Here is a 15,886-nt window from a genome sequence, read left to right as displayed (position 1 = left end):
CCTTCAATGACCGCTAGTGAAATTCGTCATTTTTTGTAGAACGGTCGATAGTTTGAAAATACGGTGGATAAATTGAAAGAACAATTGATAAATCCTAATAAAGGTTGATATCTTTCTATAAAGGCCGATAAATTCGTATAACGGTTGACATCTTTACGGTCAGTAAATCAAAAAGCCCGGACGTCCTGTCTTCCAGGACGCCCGGGCTCTTTTTTTATTCAGTGATTTCCTTTTCACCAAGCTTCATGGGACTCGAGCAAAGGGGACAAACCTTGGATTCCGTATCCTCATGGGTTTCCGGTCTCTGCCAGGCAATGCACTTGGTATTTGTGCAAACCCAGGCCAAGATTTTACTCACCTTCCCACTCCTCGCCTTTTTAGATGTTTTCGGCTGATCCGTGTGGGGTTCATTCCTAAATAAGTCCGCAATAAAGCGTGAACACTTCCGCGTCTCCCCTTGATAATAAGCAGGAGAAGAAATAAATAATTTTTCTTTTGCTCTTGTGATGGCCACATAAGCGAGCCGCCTTTCTTCCTCTACTGCACCCAAAGCCTTTTCCCTTTGATTCGGATCTTTGTATACCTTATCTTCAAGCTTATTGGCATTCAGGGCTGAGCTATGAGGAAGGTTCCCTTCAATGGCCCCGATTAAAAACACGACGGGGAATTCCAAACCTTTGGAACGATGGATCGTCATGAGGGAAACGCTGTTCGTGTTCTTCTTTTGACTCTGATTTGTATAGATTTCCTCATACTTTGCTTTCATTTCATCAATAAAAGTAATAAAACTGGAAATCGTATCAAAACGCTTCGCCGATCCTTCAAGCTCGTCCAGCATTTCTTTAATGAGTTCCTTCTGTTCTGTTACCACATGAGATTCCTGGGCATCGATGTATTGATGATAGAATTCCTTCCTGATCCGTTTGATTGCAGCTTCCGGTGACTGGTCTCCGATCGACTTTAGAAATTTCATCCGTTCTTTTATATTCTTTATCTGAAACGGCTTCAATCCTGATAATGTCGTTAAATGGATAAGAGGATATTTCTTTCTCTCCTTACGATCTTCCTCCAGAATATGAGCCATCCCCCGGTCCCTTCTTATAAAAAGAGTCGGCAGTAGTGATTCCATGGCTGAAAAGTTCCTTGGAACCATCGATAGCCGCAAGTAATCCACCACCGGTTTCACCGTCCAGTTTTCATAGAAGAGGGAATCCTTTTGATTATATGGCGTAAAAGGAATTTCCTTTAATAGCAGTTGCTCAAAGACCGCCCGCCCGCTGCTCATCGTGCGGTGAAGAATCGTCATATCCCCGTACGTATAGCCTTCTTCTATTAACCGATGGATTTCTTCTGTGATCCAAACGGCCTCTTCATCAGCAGTTGCCGGTCTTGAATAAAGAGGCTTCTGCCCTTCTATTTTCGTGGCAATGAGCTCTTTTTTCCGGCGGTGATCATTCCTTCCAATTACTTCATTCCCGAGCCCTATAATATAGGCATCAGATCGGTAGTTCTCCTTCAATGTTACAACCCTTGCATCCGGGAACTCTTCATCAAAATCCAAAATAAATTCGTTTCTTGCGCCGTTAAAGGTGTAGATCGTTTGATCATCATCCCCTACTACGAACAAATTCCGATGAGCGGCAATCAACTTCATAAGCTCATATTGTACAAGATTCGTATCCTGGAATTCATCTACCATCACGTACTGGAAACGATGCTGAAGAGAGGTCAAAAGGTTGGGATTCGAAAGTAATAATTGATATGCCTCTGTCAAAATATCATCAAAATCCATCTTATGATTCATTCGCTTCCACTCTTCATATTTTAAGAGAATGTCTCGCACTTCTTTTTCTGATTTGGATTTCTGTGGAAGGTCCCTGATATCTTTTTGATTCAGCTTATAATGAGAGAGTTTTGCGAGGAGCGTCTCCGCATCATAAGGGTCATATATATTCATTTCTCTCTGAATTTGCTTCAAGATAATTTGTTTATAGCGCTCGTTCCCGATCACTTCTTGTGTGTAATGACGGGATCTCAATAAATAAAGAAACAGAGCATGAAACGTACTGGCATGAACCTGTCCGCCCGCTTCCGTCCCCGGCAGGCTTGAAATCCTCTGCTTCATTTCTTCTGCCGCTTTCTTTGTAAATGTCACAAGTAAAATATTCCTCGGCTGAATATCTTTCACGGTCATCAAGTAGCCTGCCCGGCAAACGAGAACTGTTGTCTTTCCAGTCCCGGCTCCAGCAAGGGTTAAGCACGGTCCCTTCACATGACGCACAGCCTCTATCTGAGAAGCATTCAAATGAATGCCTGCCTCCTCCATCGTCCGAAAGAAAAAAGCGTCCTCTTCATGAGAGGATATCAGCTGTTTCGTCGTTTCGCCTTTATGTAGTGGCGCTACCGGAATTTCCTTCTTTTCCGCTTCATATGGGTAAATAGAATAGTTCGTCAATACTTTATTCAAAGCTCATTCTCCTAGCTTTCCTTTACGATTCATAACCTTCTCATCATAACAAGAGCCCTTCAAAAATAGCAATGACAATCTCAGGACGATAGGGATAGACTACTAGATATGTAAATACTGTTAAACGATTGTTTAATCCCTTGAACCCTAGTAGAATAAATGTTTTGTAGAACTAATCAAACGTTTGTTTAAATCGGATATGCTCCTTGAGGATTAACATATTGAAAGAAAAGGTAATAAAACATTAGGTGATAAATGATGAATCTAACAAAATGGGGCTTTACCCGCTTCAACAGTATAAAAGCAGAATTCGATCACTTCCCCCACTCCCTTGTCATCCTCAGGAAAATCAGAAACTATTACTTCGTCAATAAAGTTCACTGGTCCCACCTCGATCCCGTCGTGGAAACACATCATCTAGAACAAATGGAACTGCTAGTGAATAGGGAATTGGACTTGGAAAAATATTATCTTAATAGAAGATTAGATTAATGGCTCTGTTTTTTCTCATTTCATATTTTCAAAATGAGCTTTAATGTTTTTGTCTGTCCATATTTATAGGCAATAAAAATGTAGTTGCATAGAGTGGATTGGAGCGGAAGGCACTTTACTCCTGCGGGAAATAGAGGAAAAGTCGAGACCCCACAGGGCAAAGCCCGAGGAGGCTCGACTTCCTCCCCGCGGAAAGAAAGTGCCTGGAGCGGAAAGGAACGGTCAACATTATATTGAACTTTTTTTCAGAAGCTATATAAAAACCACGGGAGAGAATCTGCAGCCTATATTGGGGATGCTATCCGCCCGCCCCGCGGAAAGCGAGCACCTGTAGCGGAAATCAACTACTACTCGCTTTATTAGAAAAAGCTTTTTAAAAATAAGAAAGATTGAGATAAAGTGAGATAACCCACTATTTCATCGTTAAAAACAGCCCAGATCCCATTATATTGATTATTCTGAACATTTGCATTAATTTTATAATTTGTTAATATATAATTAATAAATGATTAACAAACACAAACTTTAAAGGAAGGCGTGATTCCAATGAAGTAAGCTAGCAAAGCATGTCAGCATCACATCTCGCTTTTGAGATCGGCCCGTGAAAACTGATTTCAAGATGTGTGGATATGCGGGAATGCGCAATCTTATTTCAGGAGATGATTCCAATGAAGAGTGTAAGCGAAGCATGCTAACATCATGGTACGCAAGAAGATAGCCCGTGAAAACTATCTTCGTAACATGTGGGCGTGTGGGGAAATCAGCGGCAAGAGAAAATAAACTAAATAATACATGCAATACCATTAATTCAAAAACAATGTTAAGTATGTGTATTAGTAAGAAAGGATAGTAAAGTTAATTGAATAAGGTTTACTTAAGTTAAGGCGCTGTTTATGTGATATAGACATAAGCAGCGTCTTAAATTTTGTTTAAAACTCTTCTTTTAACAGGGAACAAACAGCTGCATCGCAAAAGATACCCTTTTCAAATGCCGCTTTTCTCAATACTCCTTCAAACGTAAACCCCGCTTTTTCAAGGCAATTCTTTGAAGCTGTATTTTCCGGATCATAAAACGCTTCTATTCTATTAAGAGACATTTCTTCAAACCCGTACTGCAGGATCGGTCTTAAAACCTCGGTCATAACCCCTTGTTTCCAATACGTTGGATGAACCTCAAATCCCACCTCGGCCTTGAAGTGTTCTTTTTCCCATTGATGAAAACCGCAGCTTCCGATGATTTCGTCTGTTTCTTTTAGAGCAATCCCCCATCTGATCCCTTCATTCACCTGAAACCTCTCGCTCCATTTATTGATGATCTCAACAGCTTGTTTTTCTTCTTGAAACGATTCTAAGTCATAATATCGTGTAACTTCATCTTTTGAAAAATAATCAAATACTTGGGGAGCATCCCCTTCTTCCATCTGTCTTAAGCGGAATCTTTCTGTTTCAAGTACAGGGAAGGTTCTTGTCAGCATAATCATTCTCCTTTTCTTCTTGTTCTCTTTTACTATTCAACATTGTATTTTTTAATGCCTTCTTGAAAATTGAATTTTTCATAAAACCTTATACTCGTGATGAGAAACGTTTGTTTGTATTTTTTCCTTATTCTGGTTACAATCGATTTAGCATCTTGAAAAAGATTGGAGAGGCGAGGATGGATCATAAAGCTCATAAGATCATTGTAAGTAAATCCATATTTACGGGAAATGCTGTGTTCCCTTTTGATGGGTTCGTGGCCGTTCGGGATGACCGTATTATTGGAGTTGGTCCCCGTACAGAGATGATAAGCTTTACAGGACCATCGACAGAAACATGGGATGTTGGAAACCGCCTGGTGATGGCAGGTTTTCATGACTTTCATCTCCATTTGTTTTTAGGGGCGATGTTCGAGGGATTCTGTCAGCTGACATTCGGCCATTCAGAAGAAGCGACGGCAAAAATGGTTGCGGAGTATGCAAAGGACCATCCAGATGAAGAATGGGTCCTTGGATTCGGCTGGCATCACGTACGCTGGCCTGGGCAGACTCTTCCCTCCCGTCACTCTCTGGATCAGTACATGCCCCACCGTCCCGTTGTGCTTCTGAATGAAGAAGCTCATAGTGCATGGCTGAATACAGCTGCTCTTCAGAAATTGGGAATTCATCGGGATACTCCTGAACCCCCTTTTGGAAAGATTGAAAAAGACGAGCATGGGGAGCCGACCGGCTTTTTGTATGAGACCGCTGTTCAGTATGTCATTGAAGCTTTTAAGTTTGATGAAAAAAAGAAAACCAGGCTGATGAACGGGATGTTGGCTAAGACTTCATCCTACGGCATAACCTCTGTTTCTGATATGCTTCCTCTTCCCGGATATACTTTGGGGGATCCAGCTTTTTATAGGACCTTTGAGGAAAAAGGAACACTGACGACGAGAATTCATTTTTTGGATGTTTTGGACGGAAACCTTGAGCGTGGTATTCAATTCAGGGAAAAGTATCAATCCGATAAACTTCAATTTTCCGGCTCGAAGCAGTTCCTGGATGGTGTCCCCCTCACCTATACGGGCTTTTTGCTTCAGCCGTACTCGGACCGTCCTTCTGAAACCGGCGGCACAATTTATGATTCTCACGTTTACCAAAAATGGATTGAAGACGCAGACCGGGAAGGTTTCAGGATCCGCCTGCACGCATGTGGCGACGCTGCGGTCCGGTTGGGACTGGATTTGTATGAGCATGCCCGGAGTGTAAACGGGGTGCGGGATTCACGCCATACAATCGAGCATATTGAAGTATGCAGTCCAAGTGACTTCGATCGGTTTGCGAAGTTAGGCGTCATTGCATCCATTCAGCCTGAACATCTGACATCAGGGTCTATGGATACACATGCCTACTTAGACAGGCTTGGTCCGGAAAGGGCTCGATTCACCTGGCCGATTGGATCCTTGCAGAATCATAGGGCCAGTATCGCTTTCGGAACGGACTTTCCGATTGTGGACCTGAATCCCATGCTTGGTCTTTACCGGGCGGTTACCAGAAAGCATGAGGACGGAACTCCTCAAGGCGGCTGGAATCCTCATGAAAAGATTTCATTAGCAAATGCATTGATTCATTATACGAAATCCCCTGCCTACGGAAACTTCAGAGAGCATGATTTAGGAACGATCGAAGTCGGAAAGAAAGCGGATTTAGTCGTCTTGGACCGGAATTTGTATGATGTGGAAGCAGAGGAAATGCTGGAGACTGGTGTTTGGATGACAATGATGGATGGTAACGTTGTGTATGGGAGATAGGGTTAAAATTTGGGATGGGTAGACATCACCACATCCAGTCAAAAACAGAGGTCCGTCCCTCAACGGACCTCTATTTATTCATCTTATTTTTGTTCCGGTGCTTGAAGTCCCCCGCCTCGAATGGTTTTTTCTTGGAATGGGAGGTTGAGTTCTTTGCTCAGTTTCTCGAGGAAGCTCAGCTCGCGTTTGGATACGAGACAGATGACGGTTCCTTCCGCTCCCATGCGACCGGTTCTTCCTGAGCGGTGAATGTATTGTTTTGTATCGCTTGGGAAGTCGTAATGGACAACGTGTGTGACGTCTGTGATATCAAGGCCGCGTGCTGCCACGTCTGTTGTCAGAAGCATGGACACTTTTCCTGAACGGAAGCGGTCCAGTGATTGCTTACGCTCCATCTTGTTTGATTCCCCTGCCAATACTTCCAGCTCGACTCCCTTATACTTCAGCTTTTCTTCTATTTCAGAGAGCTTCTCCAGTTGATTGAAAAATACAAGTGCTTTGATTCCTTTGAAATATGAAATGCTTCTTAGAGCTTCCATTTTGTCTCTCAGCTCACTGTATACATACACATGATCCACTTTCGGGTTATCGAGATTGGCTTCCATTTTGACGATTTCATGGTTTTGCAATAATGATTCTGCTACGTTCTCGGTTTGGTCTGATAAAGTGGCCGAGAAGAATAGAACCTGACGCTCTTTTAAGGTGGCTTTGATGATATCCTTCACTTCACGGATATGTTCTGATGAGATCATTAAATCGAACTCATCGACGACGATGGTTTTCACTTCATGCATCTTCAGCTTTTTCATTTTCATCAATTCGATCAAGCGACCCGTTGTTCCCACTACGATATGTGGCTTTTTCTTCAGTTTCTCTACTTGCTTCTTAATGTTCGCTCCTCCAATGAACGCCGCGCTCGTGACGTCGGTACCCTTCGCCCATTTCTGGATTTCCTGCTGGATTTGCATGACAAGCTCTCGTGATGGAGCAAGGATGACAGCTTGAGCCTGTTTTCTTGATGGATCAATGGCTTGGATGATCGGAAGCAGATACGCAAGCGTCTTCCCTGTTCCCGTCGGAGATTCACAAACAACATCTCTCCCTTCCATGATGAGAGGTACTACACGCTCCTGTACAGGGGTTAATGAAGTGAAGCCGGATTCTTCCCAGTTCTTCTGGATTGACGGTGTCTTAATAATGGTTGATATAGAGTTCATGCTATTAGTCCTTTCTTAATCCGCGAGAGGCAGTCAGAATCTCTTGATCCACGATTGGCAAGCTGATTTCCACTGCGGTTCCTTTTTCTATTTCACTTTGAAAGTGTAAATGTCCTTTATGTCGTTCAATAATCTTTTGACAAACGGCCAGTCCAAGGCCCGTCCCTTTTTCTTTCGTTGAATAGAATGGTTCTCCAAGGTGCCCGATTCTTTCAGGGTCCATGCCGACTCCATTATCCGTCACAATTACATGGGCAGCCGATGCCCGCTCTTCCAATGTGATCGAAACGATTCCATCTTTATAGTCAGGTATGGATTCAACCGCATTTTTAATAATGTTAATGAACACCTGCTTAAGCTGATTTCCTTCCCCCAACACATATAACGGTTTTTCCACCTTGTTTTCATATTGAATGGATACATTATCAAGATGGGCTTGGGCTTCCATTAGTACCAGTACTTGTCTGAGGATGTCATCCAGCTTTTCATGACGAAAATGGACTTCCTGCTGTTTACCAAGTATCAGCATCTCCCCTGAGATCAGGTCAATCCGATCCACTTCAGAGAGCATAATGTCCAAATGATCATGGTTGATTCTATTGCTTGTTTGCATAAGCTGGATAAACCCTTTCAAAGATGTTAGGGGGTTGCGGATTTCATGCGCTACGGCAGCCGCAAGCTGTCCAATGACAGAAAGCTTTTCGGAAGCGACCACCATTTCTTCATTTTCACGATGAAGAGTGATGTCCCTTGCAATGGCAAAAATTCCTGTCACTTTTCGATTAATGATAATCGGGACAAGAGAACATCGCAGGATTTTCCGTTTGTCATTGGCTAAATGAATGGTCGTTTCAAAGGTTGACGCCCAGCCTTTGAAGGTCTGAAAAAAGTACTCAGTTACTCGTTTCATCTCGCCTTCATCCAAAAATTTGCTGAATTTCACTTCTTTCAGCTCTTCATGGGTGGATTCAAGCAATCCTTCTGCTTCAGAATTCACGGACACCACATTTCCATCCAGGGTCAGCTCCAATACCGCGTCAGGATTTTGTTCAAATAAGGAATGATAATGCTGATTCCTTATTTGGAGTTGTTTCTCTTTCTTCTTTAATTTTTCATTGGAGAGTATTAATTCATAGGTTCTCCTGTATACCAATAGAAAAATAATGATACCTGTTACAAGTGTAAATAACCAGCCTTTATAGCGCTGAAAATATATATACATACTTAGCTTTTCATGAGCGAGAATCATGGAAAAATAGTCGGACAATATAATCCACACAACGCCTAATAGCACATAGGTGACAGAAATTCTTAAGGCAATGTCTTTTGCTTGTTTCATTTTGGAGGTTTCACCTAAATTCAAAATAGTCTTTCTCCTATGGTTTCTCAGTTCTTACCAATTTATCATAAATTCTTTGACGACTTATTTTCTTTTCAAAAAGAAAGTAGACAAAGGGTAAATTCCTACACTTTGAATGATGAGAGAAAGCAGGATGACTCCAAATGTTAAGGAGTTCAGAAGCTGGGGTCCTTGTCCATCCATGCCAAGTAACAAGGCAACAGACATGGTGCCTTTGATGCCAGACCAGGTTAATATGAATACTTCCTTCCATCCGTACGTTTTTCTCCACGTTTTCTTCATTTTGACAACACCAATAATAATAACATAGCGCACGAGTAAGGAGAGTATAAATAGGAAGAAGATCCACCCGAATAATGAGAAAGACAAATACTGTGTCGCCTGGATCCCGATTAGTAGGAACAAAAAGGTTAGAATGGTCGGTTCAATGACGGACCAGAAACCATCCAGATCCTTCCTGAAATGATTTTCTTTAATCGTTCTTCCGTATTCATAAGAAAGCACGATCCCTGAGGATACTGTAGCCAGCACACCTGAAACGCCAAGCTCTTCCCCTATGTAAAAGGTTCCGTAAGCAAGAATGATGCTAAGCATGATCTGGTACCTGGAGTCCGTTGTGAAATGGATGGCCTTACTCGCCAGCCAGCCGAGTGTAACACCAATCACGACTCCTCCTAAGGAAACTAAAAGAAACTCCCAAAGGAACAAAGAAGCTGAAAAAGTTTGTTCCCCAAAGTAGATACCTGCCACGACCGTAAAGAGAACGATGCTTGTACCATCATTGATCATTGACTCCCCTTCTACTATATCTGCTATGTCTTGGCGACTGGAAGATTCCTTCAATATCGACACAACGGAAACTGGATCAGTAGGCGTTAGGATTGTTGCGATCAAGAGAGCTTCTACATATGAAATAGAGAGCCACTGATGTAAACCGTAATAGAAAAGCACACTCATTAAGAGGATCGTGATGATGATGCCGATCGTACTTAAGAGAGAGATGATTCCCGCATGCTTTTTTAAGGCTTTTGGTGAAAATTGGTATGCCGAAATAAATAATAGTGCGGGTAAAAACCATTCAAAGATAATGTCTTTCGTTAGGGTGACGTCAGAAAAGGCAGGTATGAACGACAGTCCGATTCCAAGCAGAAGTAAAACAACCGGAACAGGAACATTCTTTTTCTTTTTATCAATGGTATATACACTGTAGCCGATTACAAGCAAGAACAGGATGTGGATTGGTTCGATGGGTAGCACCTCCAAACAATGGGTTATACCTTTTTATTCCTCTGTCCCCCTCCTATTAAACGTACCCAACCATCTTCCTGTTTTTTCAAAATTGTGTTTATTTTTCATTTAAAAGGAAAATAGAGAAGCAATGATAGTGAAAGCAGGTGATGCGACATGTTGAGCATGATGTATGGAAGCAAAACATTCAGTAAGAGCGGATCAATCACCCTCCCACATAAATGGAGACAACAGTTTGGACTAGTACCCGGAAAACTTGCGGAACTCGTCTATCAAAACAACTGCATCTATATTAAGAGAGCGTTCAAAGACTCCACACATAACAAGCGATACATCTCAGAAAAAGGTACCGTCCACATCCCAAAGGAAATCCGTGAAGAAATGGGCATGACTCATCAATCATCCTACTACCTGATCGTAAATGAAACAGAGAATTGCTTTATGATTACCCTGGAGAAATAAAACAAATAAAGCTCAAGACTGCTCAACAAAGACCCCAGGACCTGGAAGAACAGTGCGCAAAAACAACACAAAACAAGGTCCGTCCCTCACTCGTTTAAAGCGATGAGGGACGGACCTTTGGTTGTTGGGTGGTGATGCTGCTTCCCGATGAGGAGATGGATAGTTTCCGGACGTCCATGCTTGGGAAGGACTGTTCCAGCTGCCGTGCGAGCCAACCACTTGCTTCCCGTTCCACAAAACAGGCAATCGTCGGCCCGGCACCACTTAAGGCGACACCGAATGCCCCGAACCGGCCCGCTACCTCTTCTACTGCATCGTAGTGAGGAAGCAGCTTTCTCCGGTGGGGCTGATGATACCTGTCTCGCTTCATCATCTTCCCAACCGTTTCCCAGTCACCGGTCAGGAACGCAGCCACCAATACGTTTGAAATCGCGCCTGCCTCCACGGATTCTTCAAAGGAAAGACTGGCCGGAAGTACATTTCTGGATTCCGATGTTTTCAGTTCAGCTTTAGGGATTACACAAATCACATCAATAGGAAGATCAGGCACCGATAAGAGACTCACACCCGTTTCATGCTGACAGCTGACCACAAACCCACCATAGAGTGACGCCCCTACATTATCGGGATGACCTTCAAATCGATTCGCAAGTGCCAGTTTCTTTTCTTGTGTGAGATTCAGCTCACACAGGGCATTGGCAAGTTCAATGCCCGCCACAACCGCTGCTGCACTGGAGCCTAACCCTCTCGTTAAAGGAATATCACTCGACACGTAGAGGTGACAAGGAGACGGCTTCTTACCATAGTCATCTGCCACTTCTTTCACGATTTCAACAATAAAATGTGTCTCATCAGCAGGAAAGACCTCAAGGGCAGAAGAAAGGGGAATCACTTGCCAATCTTCTGCTTCATGTGCCTCGACCGTTAAAAATACATTTAACGCCAAGCCCAGAGAATCAAATCCAGCGCCTAAATTGGCTGTGCTTCCCGGGACAATGATCTTCCAGGAGCGGGGATCACGTCTTTTCATACGCCGATTGTCCCTTTGATGTAGTCCTTCACGATTTCACGATCGTTTGGCAACTTCGCCGGTGTGACCGGACTGCAATCCATGGCCGTAACCGGATCCTTTAAGCCATTACCTGTCAGCACCGCCACTACTTTTGATCCTTCTTTGATCAATCCTTTATCTAATGATTTCTTTAGTCCTGCAATCGATGCACATGAAGCGGGCTCGGCAAAGATCCCCTCTTTACTTGCAAGCAGCTGATAGGCCTCTAGAATTTCGTCATCGGTTACTTCATCAATATGTCCGTTTGATTCCTCCAGAGCGTCTACAGCTAATGACCAGCTTGCCGGGTTCCCGATTCGGATCGCAGTGGCAATCGTTTCAGGCTGAGGAAAGACCCTGTCATGGACCAGAGCTGCTGCTCCAGATGCTTCGAAGCCAAACATTCGTGGTAAAGTTGAAGCTTTAAGATGGTGATATTCTTTGAATCCTTTCCAATAAGCTGAAATATTTCCTGCATTACCGACAGGGATCGCAAGCACATCAGGGGCTTCACCTAATCCTTCAATGACTTCAAAAGCGGCCGTTTTCTGTCCTTCCAAACGATACGGATTCACTGAATTCACAAGAGTGACAGATTCGGTTTTGCTTAACTCACGGACGATTTCCAGGGCTTCATCAAAATTTCCTTCGATCGAAATAACTTCGGCACCATACATGACAGCTTGAGCTAATTTCCCTTGAGCGATTTTCCCCTCGGGGATGACCACGATACATTTGATTCCTGCCCTTGCTGCGTAGGCTGCGGCTGAAGCAGAGGTATTTCCAGTAGAGGCGCAAATGACCGTCGAACTGCCTGACTCTACCGCTTTGGCAACGGCGAGAACCATTCCGCGATCTTTAAAGGAGCCGGTAGGGTTTGCACCCTCTACCTTTGCATACAATTCGATGCCCCATTCCCGGGACAACGTCTTTAATTCAACTAAGGGAGTATTCCCTTCATTTAAAGTTAAAAGAGGAGTGTCATCATTTAATGGAAGATGTTCCCCATATTGCTCCAATAACCCTTTCCACCTCATCCTTTGTCTCCCCCTTCTACTCGGTATGAACTTTCAATCGAATGAATGGCTTCATAATCCTTAAGCTCCATAAGAATATCTTCGTAATGATCAAGAGATGCTTTATGAGTCACAAGGACAATTTCAGCAAATTCGTCACTGTCTAACGGATTCTGAAGAATCTTTTCGAAACTGACGCCATGATTGGAGAAGATGGAAGTGAGTTTTGCTAAGACGCCTACTTCATCCTGAACGTGCAGCCGCAAGAAATATTTTGAATGAATTTCATTCCGTTCTTTTAATTTTTTAGGGAATTGCGGATTCACGGCACTCTTACCAGTGACTCCCAATCTCATATTCTTCATGATTCCTACCATATCTGATACAACGGCTGTGGCAGTCGGAAGACTTCCCGCTCCCGGGCCGTAAAACATCGTTTCACCAACCGCTTCCCCGTATACGTAGACTGCGTTATATTCATCATGAACCGATGCCAGTGGATGCTCATTTTGTAGCAAGGTAGGCTCCACACTCACCTCGACACTTTCCCCTTCACGGTGAGCATAGCCGATGAGCTTCATTGTGTAGCCGAATTGCTCGGCATATTGGATATCATCACCCGTCACTTCTGTAATGCCTTTCACTTTCACATCCGCTAAATCAACGTTCATGGAAAACCCTAACGTTGAAAGGATGGCCATCTTTCTCGCCGCATCCAAACCGCCGACATCTGCCGTCGGATCCGCTTCTGCATAGCCTAAATCCTGGGCTTCCCGGAGGACATCATCGAAGGTCCGTCCCTCTTTCGTCATCTTCGTCAAAATAAAGTTGGTTGTTCCGTTGACGATTCCCATCATTTTAGTGATTCGATCCGAGGCGAGGCCATCTACTAAACTTCTTAAAATCGGGATACCGCCTGCGACACTGGCTTCGTAGAATAGGTCGCAGCCGTTTTCTGAGGCTGCTCTCAATAATTCCGGTCCGTGAAGCGCCATAAGATCCTTGTTTGCCGTTACGACATGCTTCTTCTGGTGCAGCGCATGGAGGAGGTGTTCCTTCGTTTCTTCAATTCCTCCCATTACCTCGACCACAATATCAATTTCAGGATCAAACAGGACTTCCTCAGGATTTAAGGTCAGTATGTTGTTTTCCATTTCCAGCCCTCTATTTTTCTCTAAATCCTGAACAAGGGCTTTCTTTACCTTTACAGGGCAGCCAATTTGATGGGACAGTTTATCCTGATGATTCTCTACAATCTTCACCACTCCGGCTCCCACCGTTCCGAGTCCTAAAAGTCCGATTGAAATTGATTCCATAAGCCGAAAACCTCCATTTGTTTATTTCTGATGTACATTTGTTCTTGTATAGTGGACATTATAGTAGAAAAAATTACCTATTACAATAGGTATTTACGTATTTTTAGAATGTAAGAGCTTTCAATTCCGGTAGATTATTAGCTTGTTTTGTTTATAAATCTTTCTATTTTCACTCTTTTGTGACATGAACAGTGTTTCGTAGGGAACTTCAGGCAAAATTTGAGCTGATTTTGTACGCCTTAGAGTGCTATCCCTCGGTTGTTGTGCCACTTCCCGCCAAACTTGTGCCACTTTCCGACTTTGTTGCGCCAAATTGTGAACAAAGTAAAAACCCCTATTAATAACAGAGGACCGCTCCTAACTAACACGCAGTTAAGAGCCGCCCTTCTTTTACACAATATGATGCAGCTGTCTGGCCATTTTGGATAGATCCCGATACACAGGAATCTTGCTTGGATCGGCATTACCGCCACTGATGACACAGCCGACTTTCTTTCCATGTACCTTGAGCTTTTGGCACATGGCTGCCGCTAAGGATGCTGCTCCTGCTCCTTCAACCAGCGTTTTTTCCCGTTGAAGCATAAACATGATGCTATAGGAGATTTCTTCATCCGTAACGGTGACCATATCGTCTACAAGTTCTCGGATGATCGGAAACGTGAGTTCTCCAGGCTTCTTCACCAGGATGCCATCGGCAATGGTGTGCACATGCTCCAGGGATCCTTTGTTTCTGCCTGTAAAAAAGTTATACGTAGCCGGTGCTCCCAGTGCCTGTACGCCAACGATTTTCACTCGCGGGTTAAAGGTTTTAACGGCCAGTGCCATTCCGGCCAACAGACCGCCTCCGCCAACAGGTACCAGGATCATGTCTAAATCACTGAGTTGCTGAAGCATTTCCAGTGCGACTGTCCCTTGCCCAGCCATCACTTTATGATCATCAAATGCATGAACATACGTTGAGCCATTTTTGACTTTCTCTTCAAGTGCTGCCCCGTAAGCTTCCTGATAGGTGTCTCCAGTCAGGACAATTTCAGCTCCGTAATGTTTCGTTGCCGCTATTTTTGTGGAAGGTGTTCGTTTCGGCATGAAGATTTTCGACGGAACTCCGCGCAGGGAGGAAGCCAGTGCCACACCTTGGGCATGATTTCCTGCAGATGCGGCAATGATGCCTCTTCCCGCTTCTTCTTCAGACAATGACATGATTTTATTCATTGCGCCTCTTACTTTGAAGGAACCTGTTCGCTGCAGGTTCTCCATTTTCAAATAGATCTCTCCACCAGTGAACGTATTCAGCGTCGATGATTGCTTTAACGGTGTTCGATGCACCTGATGACTGATTCTTTCCATCGCTTCTACAACTTCAGTGTTATCCATTAAATTCCCAAGCTACTCACCTCATAATTTTTTTCGTATTCTTCAATATTATTTCCGTAATGTAACGTCAAATCAATCTCATCCAGTCCTTTCAGAAGCATCGTCTTCCAGTAAGGATCAATGTCAAAAGAGACGCGTAATCCTTCTGAATCACAAATCGTCTGATGCTCAAGGGACACTTCAATTTTATATAAATCTACATCGCTCTCATTTTTCATAAGCGCATCCACTGTTTTTTCATCCAGTTGAATCGGAAGGATCCCATTTTTCAAACAATTGTTATAAAAAATATCTGCGAAGCTTTTCGCTATGATCACTTTAAACCCATAGTCCTGAAGGGCCCAGGGGGCGTGTTCCCTCGAAGAACCGCACCCAAAATTCTTTCCGCCAAGGAGAATCTCGGCGTTTTCATACTGAGGTGTATCTAATGAGAAGTCGTCTCTTAGCGATTTCCCGTCGTCTTCAAACCGCCAATGATAAAACAAATACTGACCAAAGCCTTTACGCTCGATCCTTTTTAAGAATTGTTTTGGTATGATTTGATCGGTATCTACATTGTCTCTCCTAAGAGGAAACACTTTTCCTTCCACATGATTGATTGCCATCTTTTCACCT

General features: G+C 43.5%; 13 protein-coding genes. 3 read left to right on the top strand and 10 right to left on the bottom strand.

Annotated features, from left to right (window positions below):
* Positions 1 to 214: 214 nt before the first annotated feature.
* A complete protein-coding gene (locus tag Q1B03_RS12085) occupies positions 215 to 2,467 on the bottom strand; it encodes a UvrD-helicase domain-containing protein (protein WP_299741439.1) in 2,253 nt (750 codons plus the stop codon).
* 255 nt (positions 2,468 to 2,722) lie between these two features.
* Here Q1B03_RS12085 and Q1B03_RS12080 point away from each other — a divergent pair, with 255 nt between their 5' ends.
* On the top strand, positions 2,723 to 2,959 hold the full coding sequence (locus Q1B03_RS12080) for a hypothetical protein (RefSeq protein ID WP_299741438.1): 237 nt from the start codon (positions 2,723 to 2,725) through the stop codon (positions 2,957 to 2,959).
* A gap of 929 nt (positions 2,960 to 3,888) precedes the next feature.
* On the opposite strand, the gene Q1B03_RS12075 is transcribed toward Q1B03_RS12080, so the two are convergent.
* On the bottom strand, positions 3,889 to 4,434 hold the full coding sequence (locus Q1B03_RS12075) for a GNAT family N-acetyltransferase (RefSeq protein WP_299741437.1): 546 nt from the start codon (positions 4,432 to 4,434) through the stop codon (positions 3,889 to 3,891).
* 179 nt (positions 4,435 to 4,613) lie between these two features.
* Here Q1B03_RS12075 and Q1B03_RS12070 point away from each other — a divergent pair, with 179 nt between their 5' ends.
* Complete coding sequence (locus Q1B03_RS12070; protein ID WP_299741436.1) at positions 4,614 to 6,227, top strand: amidohydrolase; 1,614 nt, start codon at positions 4,614 to 4,616, stop codon at positions 6,225 to 6,227.
* Positions 6,228 to 6,310: 83 nt separating this feature from the next.
* Here Q1B03_RS12070 and Q1B03_RS12065 read toward each other — a convergent pair whose 3' ends face one another.
* Genes Q1B03_RS12065 through Q1B03_RS12055 form a run of 3 tightly spaced genes read right to left on the bottom strand, consistent with a single transcriptional unit; the run spans position 6,311 to position 10,061 of the window.
* On the bottom strand, positions 6,311 to 7,444 hold the full coding sequence (locus Q1B03_RS12065) for a DEAD/DEAH box helicase (protein ID WP_299741435.1): 1,134 nt from the start codon (positions 7,442 to 7,444) through the stop codon (positions 6,311 to 6,313).
* A gap of 4 nt (positions 7,445 to 7,448) precedes the next feature.
* Complete coding sequence (locus Q1B03_RS12060) at positions 7,449 to 8,807, bottom strand: ATP-binding protein (protein ID WP_299741434.1); 1,359 nt, start codon at positions 8,805 to 8,807, stop codon at positions 7,449 to 7,451.
* A gap of 60 nt (positions 8,808 to 8,867) precedes the next feature.
* Entirely contained in the window at positions 8,868 to 10,061 is a 1,194-nt protein-coding gene (locus Q1B03_RS12055; protein ID WP_366141298.1) for a sodium:proton antiporter, read from the bottom strand.
* Positions 10,062 to 10,208: 147 nt separating this feature from the next.
* Here Q1B03_RS12055 and Q1B03_RS12050 point away from each other — a divergent pair, with 147 nt between their 5' ends.
* Positions 10,209 to 10,514: an AbrB/MazE/SpoVT family DNA-binding domain-containing protein gene (locus Q1B03_RS12050; protein ID WP_299741432.1), complete on the top strand. Its 306-nt coding sequence runs from the start codon at positions 10,209 to 10,211 to the stop codon at positions 10,512 to 10,514.
* 94 nt (positions 10,515 to 10,608) lie between these two features.
* Here Q1B03_RS12050 and thrB read toward each other — a convergent pair whose 3' ends face one another.
* The 5 genes from thrB to leuD all read right to left on the bottom strand — a co-directional run bounded on the left by thrB (position 10,609) and on the right by leuD (position 15,876).
* Positions 10,609 to 11,544: a homoserine kinase gene (gene thrB, locus Q1B03_RS12045; RefSeq protein WP_299741431.1), complete on the bottom strand. Its 936-nt coding sequence runs from the start codon at positions 11,542 to 11,544 to the stop codon at positions 10,609 to 10,611.
* On the bottom strand, positions 11,541 to 12,602 hold the full coding sequence (thrC, locus tag Q1B03_RS12040) for a threonine synthase (protein ID WP_299741430.1): 1,062 nt from the start codon (positions 12,600 to 12,602) through the stop codon (positions 11,541 to 11,543). Before thrC ends, thrB begins: the two co-directional genes overlap by 4 nt.
* On the bottom strand, positions 12,599 to 13,897 hold the full coding sequence (locus Q1B03_RS12035; RefSeq protein ID WP_299741429.1) for a homoserine dehydrogenase: 1,299 nt from the start codon (positions 13,895 to 13,897) through the stop codon (positions 12,599 to 12,601). Before Q1B03_RS12035 ends, thrC begins: the two co-directional genes overlap by 4 nt.
* A 390-nt stretch (positions 13,898 to 14,287) precedes the next feature.
* Positions 14,288 to 15,271 (bottom strand): threonine ammonia-lyase, encoded by a 984-nt coding sequence (ilvA, locus tag Q1B03_RS12030; RefSeq protein WP_299741428.1) that lies wholly within the window; start codon positions 15,269 to 15,271, stop codon positions 14,288 to 14,290.
* Complete coding sequence (leuD, locus tag Q1B03_RS12025) at positions 15,271 to 15,876, bottom strand: 3-isopropylmalate dehydratase small subunit (RefSeq protein WP_299741427.1); 606 nt, start codon at positions 15,874 to 15,876, stop codon at positions 15,271 to 15,273. The genes ilvA and leuD overlap by 1 nt, the downstream gene beginning before the upstream one ends.
* Between the last annotated feature and the right edge of the window lie 10 nt (positions 15,877 to 15,886).

This window comes from uncultured Rossellomorea sp., from assembly GCF_947488365.1.
Taxonomy (GTDB): Bacteria; Bacillota; Bacilli; order Bacillales; family Bacillaceae_B; genus Rossellomorea.
This window is presented reverse-complemented; position numbering and strand designations above follow the sequence as displayed.

Coding starts and splice junctions, on each gene's coding strand:
- Q1B03_RS12035 (WP_299741429.1), bottom strand. CDS start 13,897: ATGGAATCAATTTCAATCGGACTTTTAGGACTCGGAACGGTGGGAGCC.
- Q1B03_RS12075 (WP_299741437.1), bottom strand. CDS start 4,434: ATGCTGACAAGAACCTTCCCTGTACTTGAAACAGAAAGATTCCGCTTA.
- thrB (WP_299741431.1), bottom strand. CDS start 11,544: ATGAAAAGACGTGATCCCCGCTCCTGGAAGATCATTGTCCCGGGAAGC.
- Q1B03_RS12050 (WP_299741432.1), top strand. CDS start 10,209: ATGTTGAGCATGATGTATGGAAGCAAAACATTCAGTAAGAGCGGATCA.
- Q1B03_RS12080 (WP_299741438.1), top strand. CDS start 2,723: ATGATGAATCTAACAAAATGGGGCTTTACCCGCTTCAACAGTATAAAA.
- thrC (WP_299741430.1), bottom strand. CDS start 12,602: ATGAGGTGGAAAGGGTTATTGGAGCAATATGGGGAACATCTTCCATTA.
- ilvA (WP_299741428.1), bottom strand. CDS start 15,271: ATGGATAACACTGAAGTTGTAGAAGCGATGGAAAGAATCAGTCATCAG.
- Q1B03_RS12070 (WP_299741436.1), top strand. CDS start 4,614: ATGGATCATAAAGCTCATAAGATCATTGTAAGTAAATCCATATTTACG.
- leuD (WP_299741427.1), bottom strand. CDS start 15,876: ATGGCAATCAATCATGTGGAAGGAAAAGTGTTTCCTCTTAGGAGAGAC.
- Q1B03_RS12065 (WP_299741435.1), bottom strand. CDS start 7,444: ATGAACTCTATATCAACCATTATTAAGACACCGTCAATCCAGAAGAAC.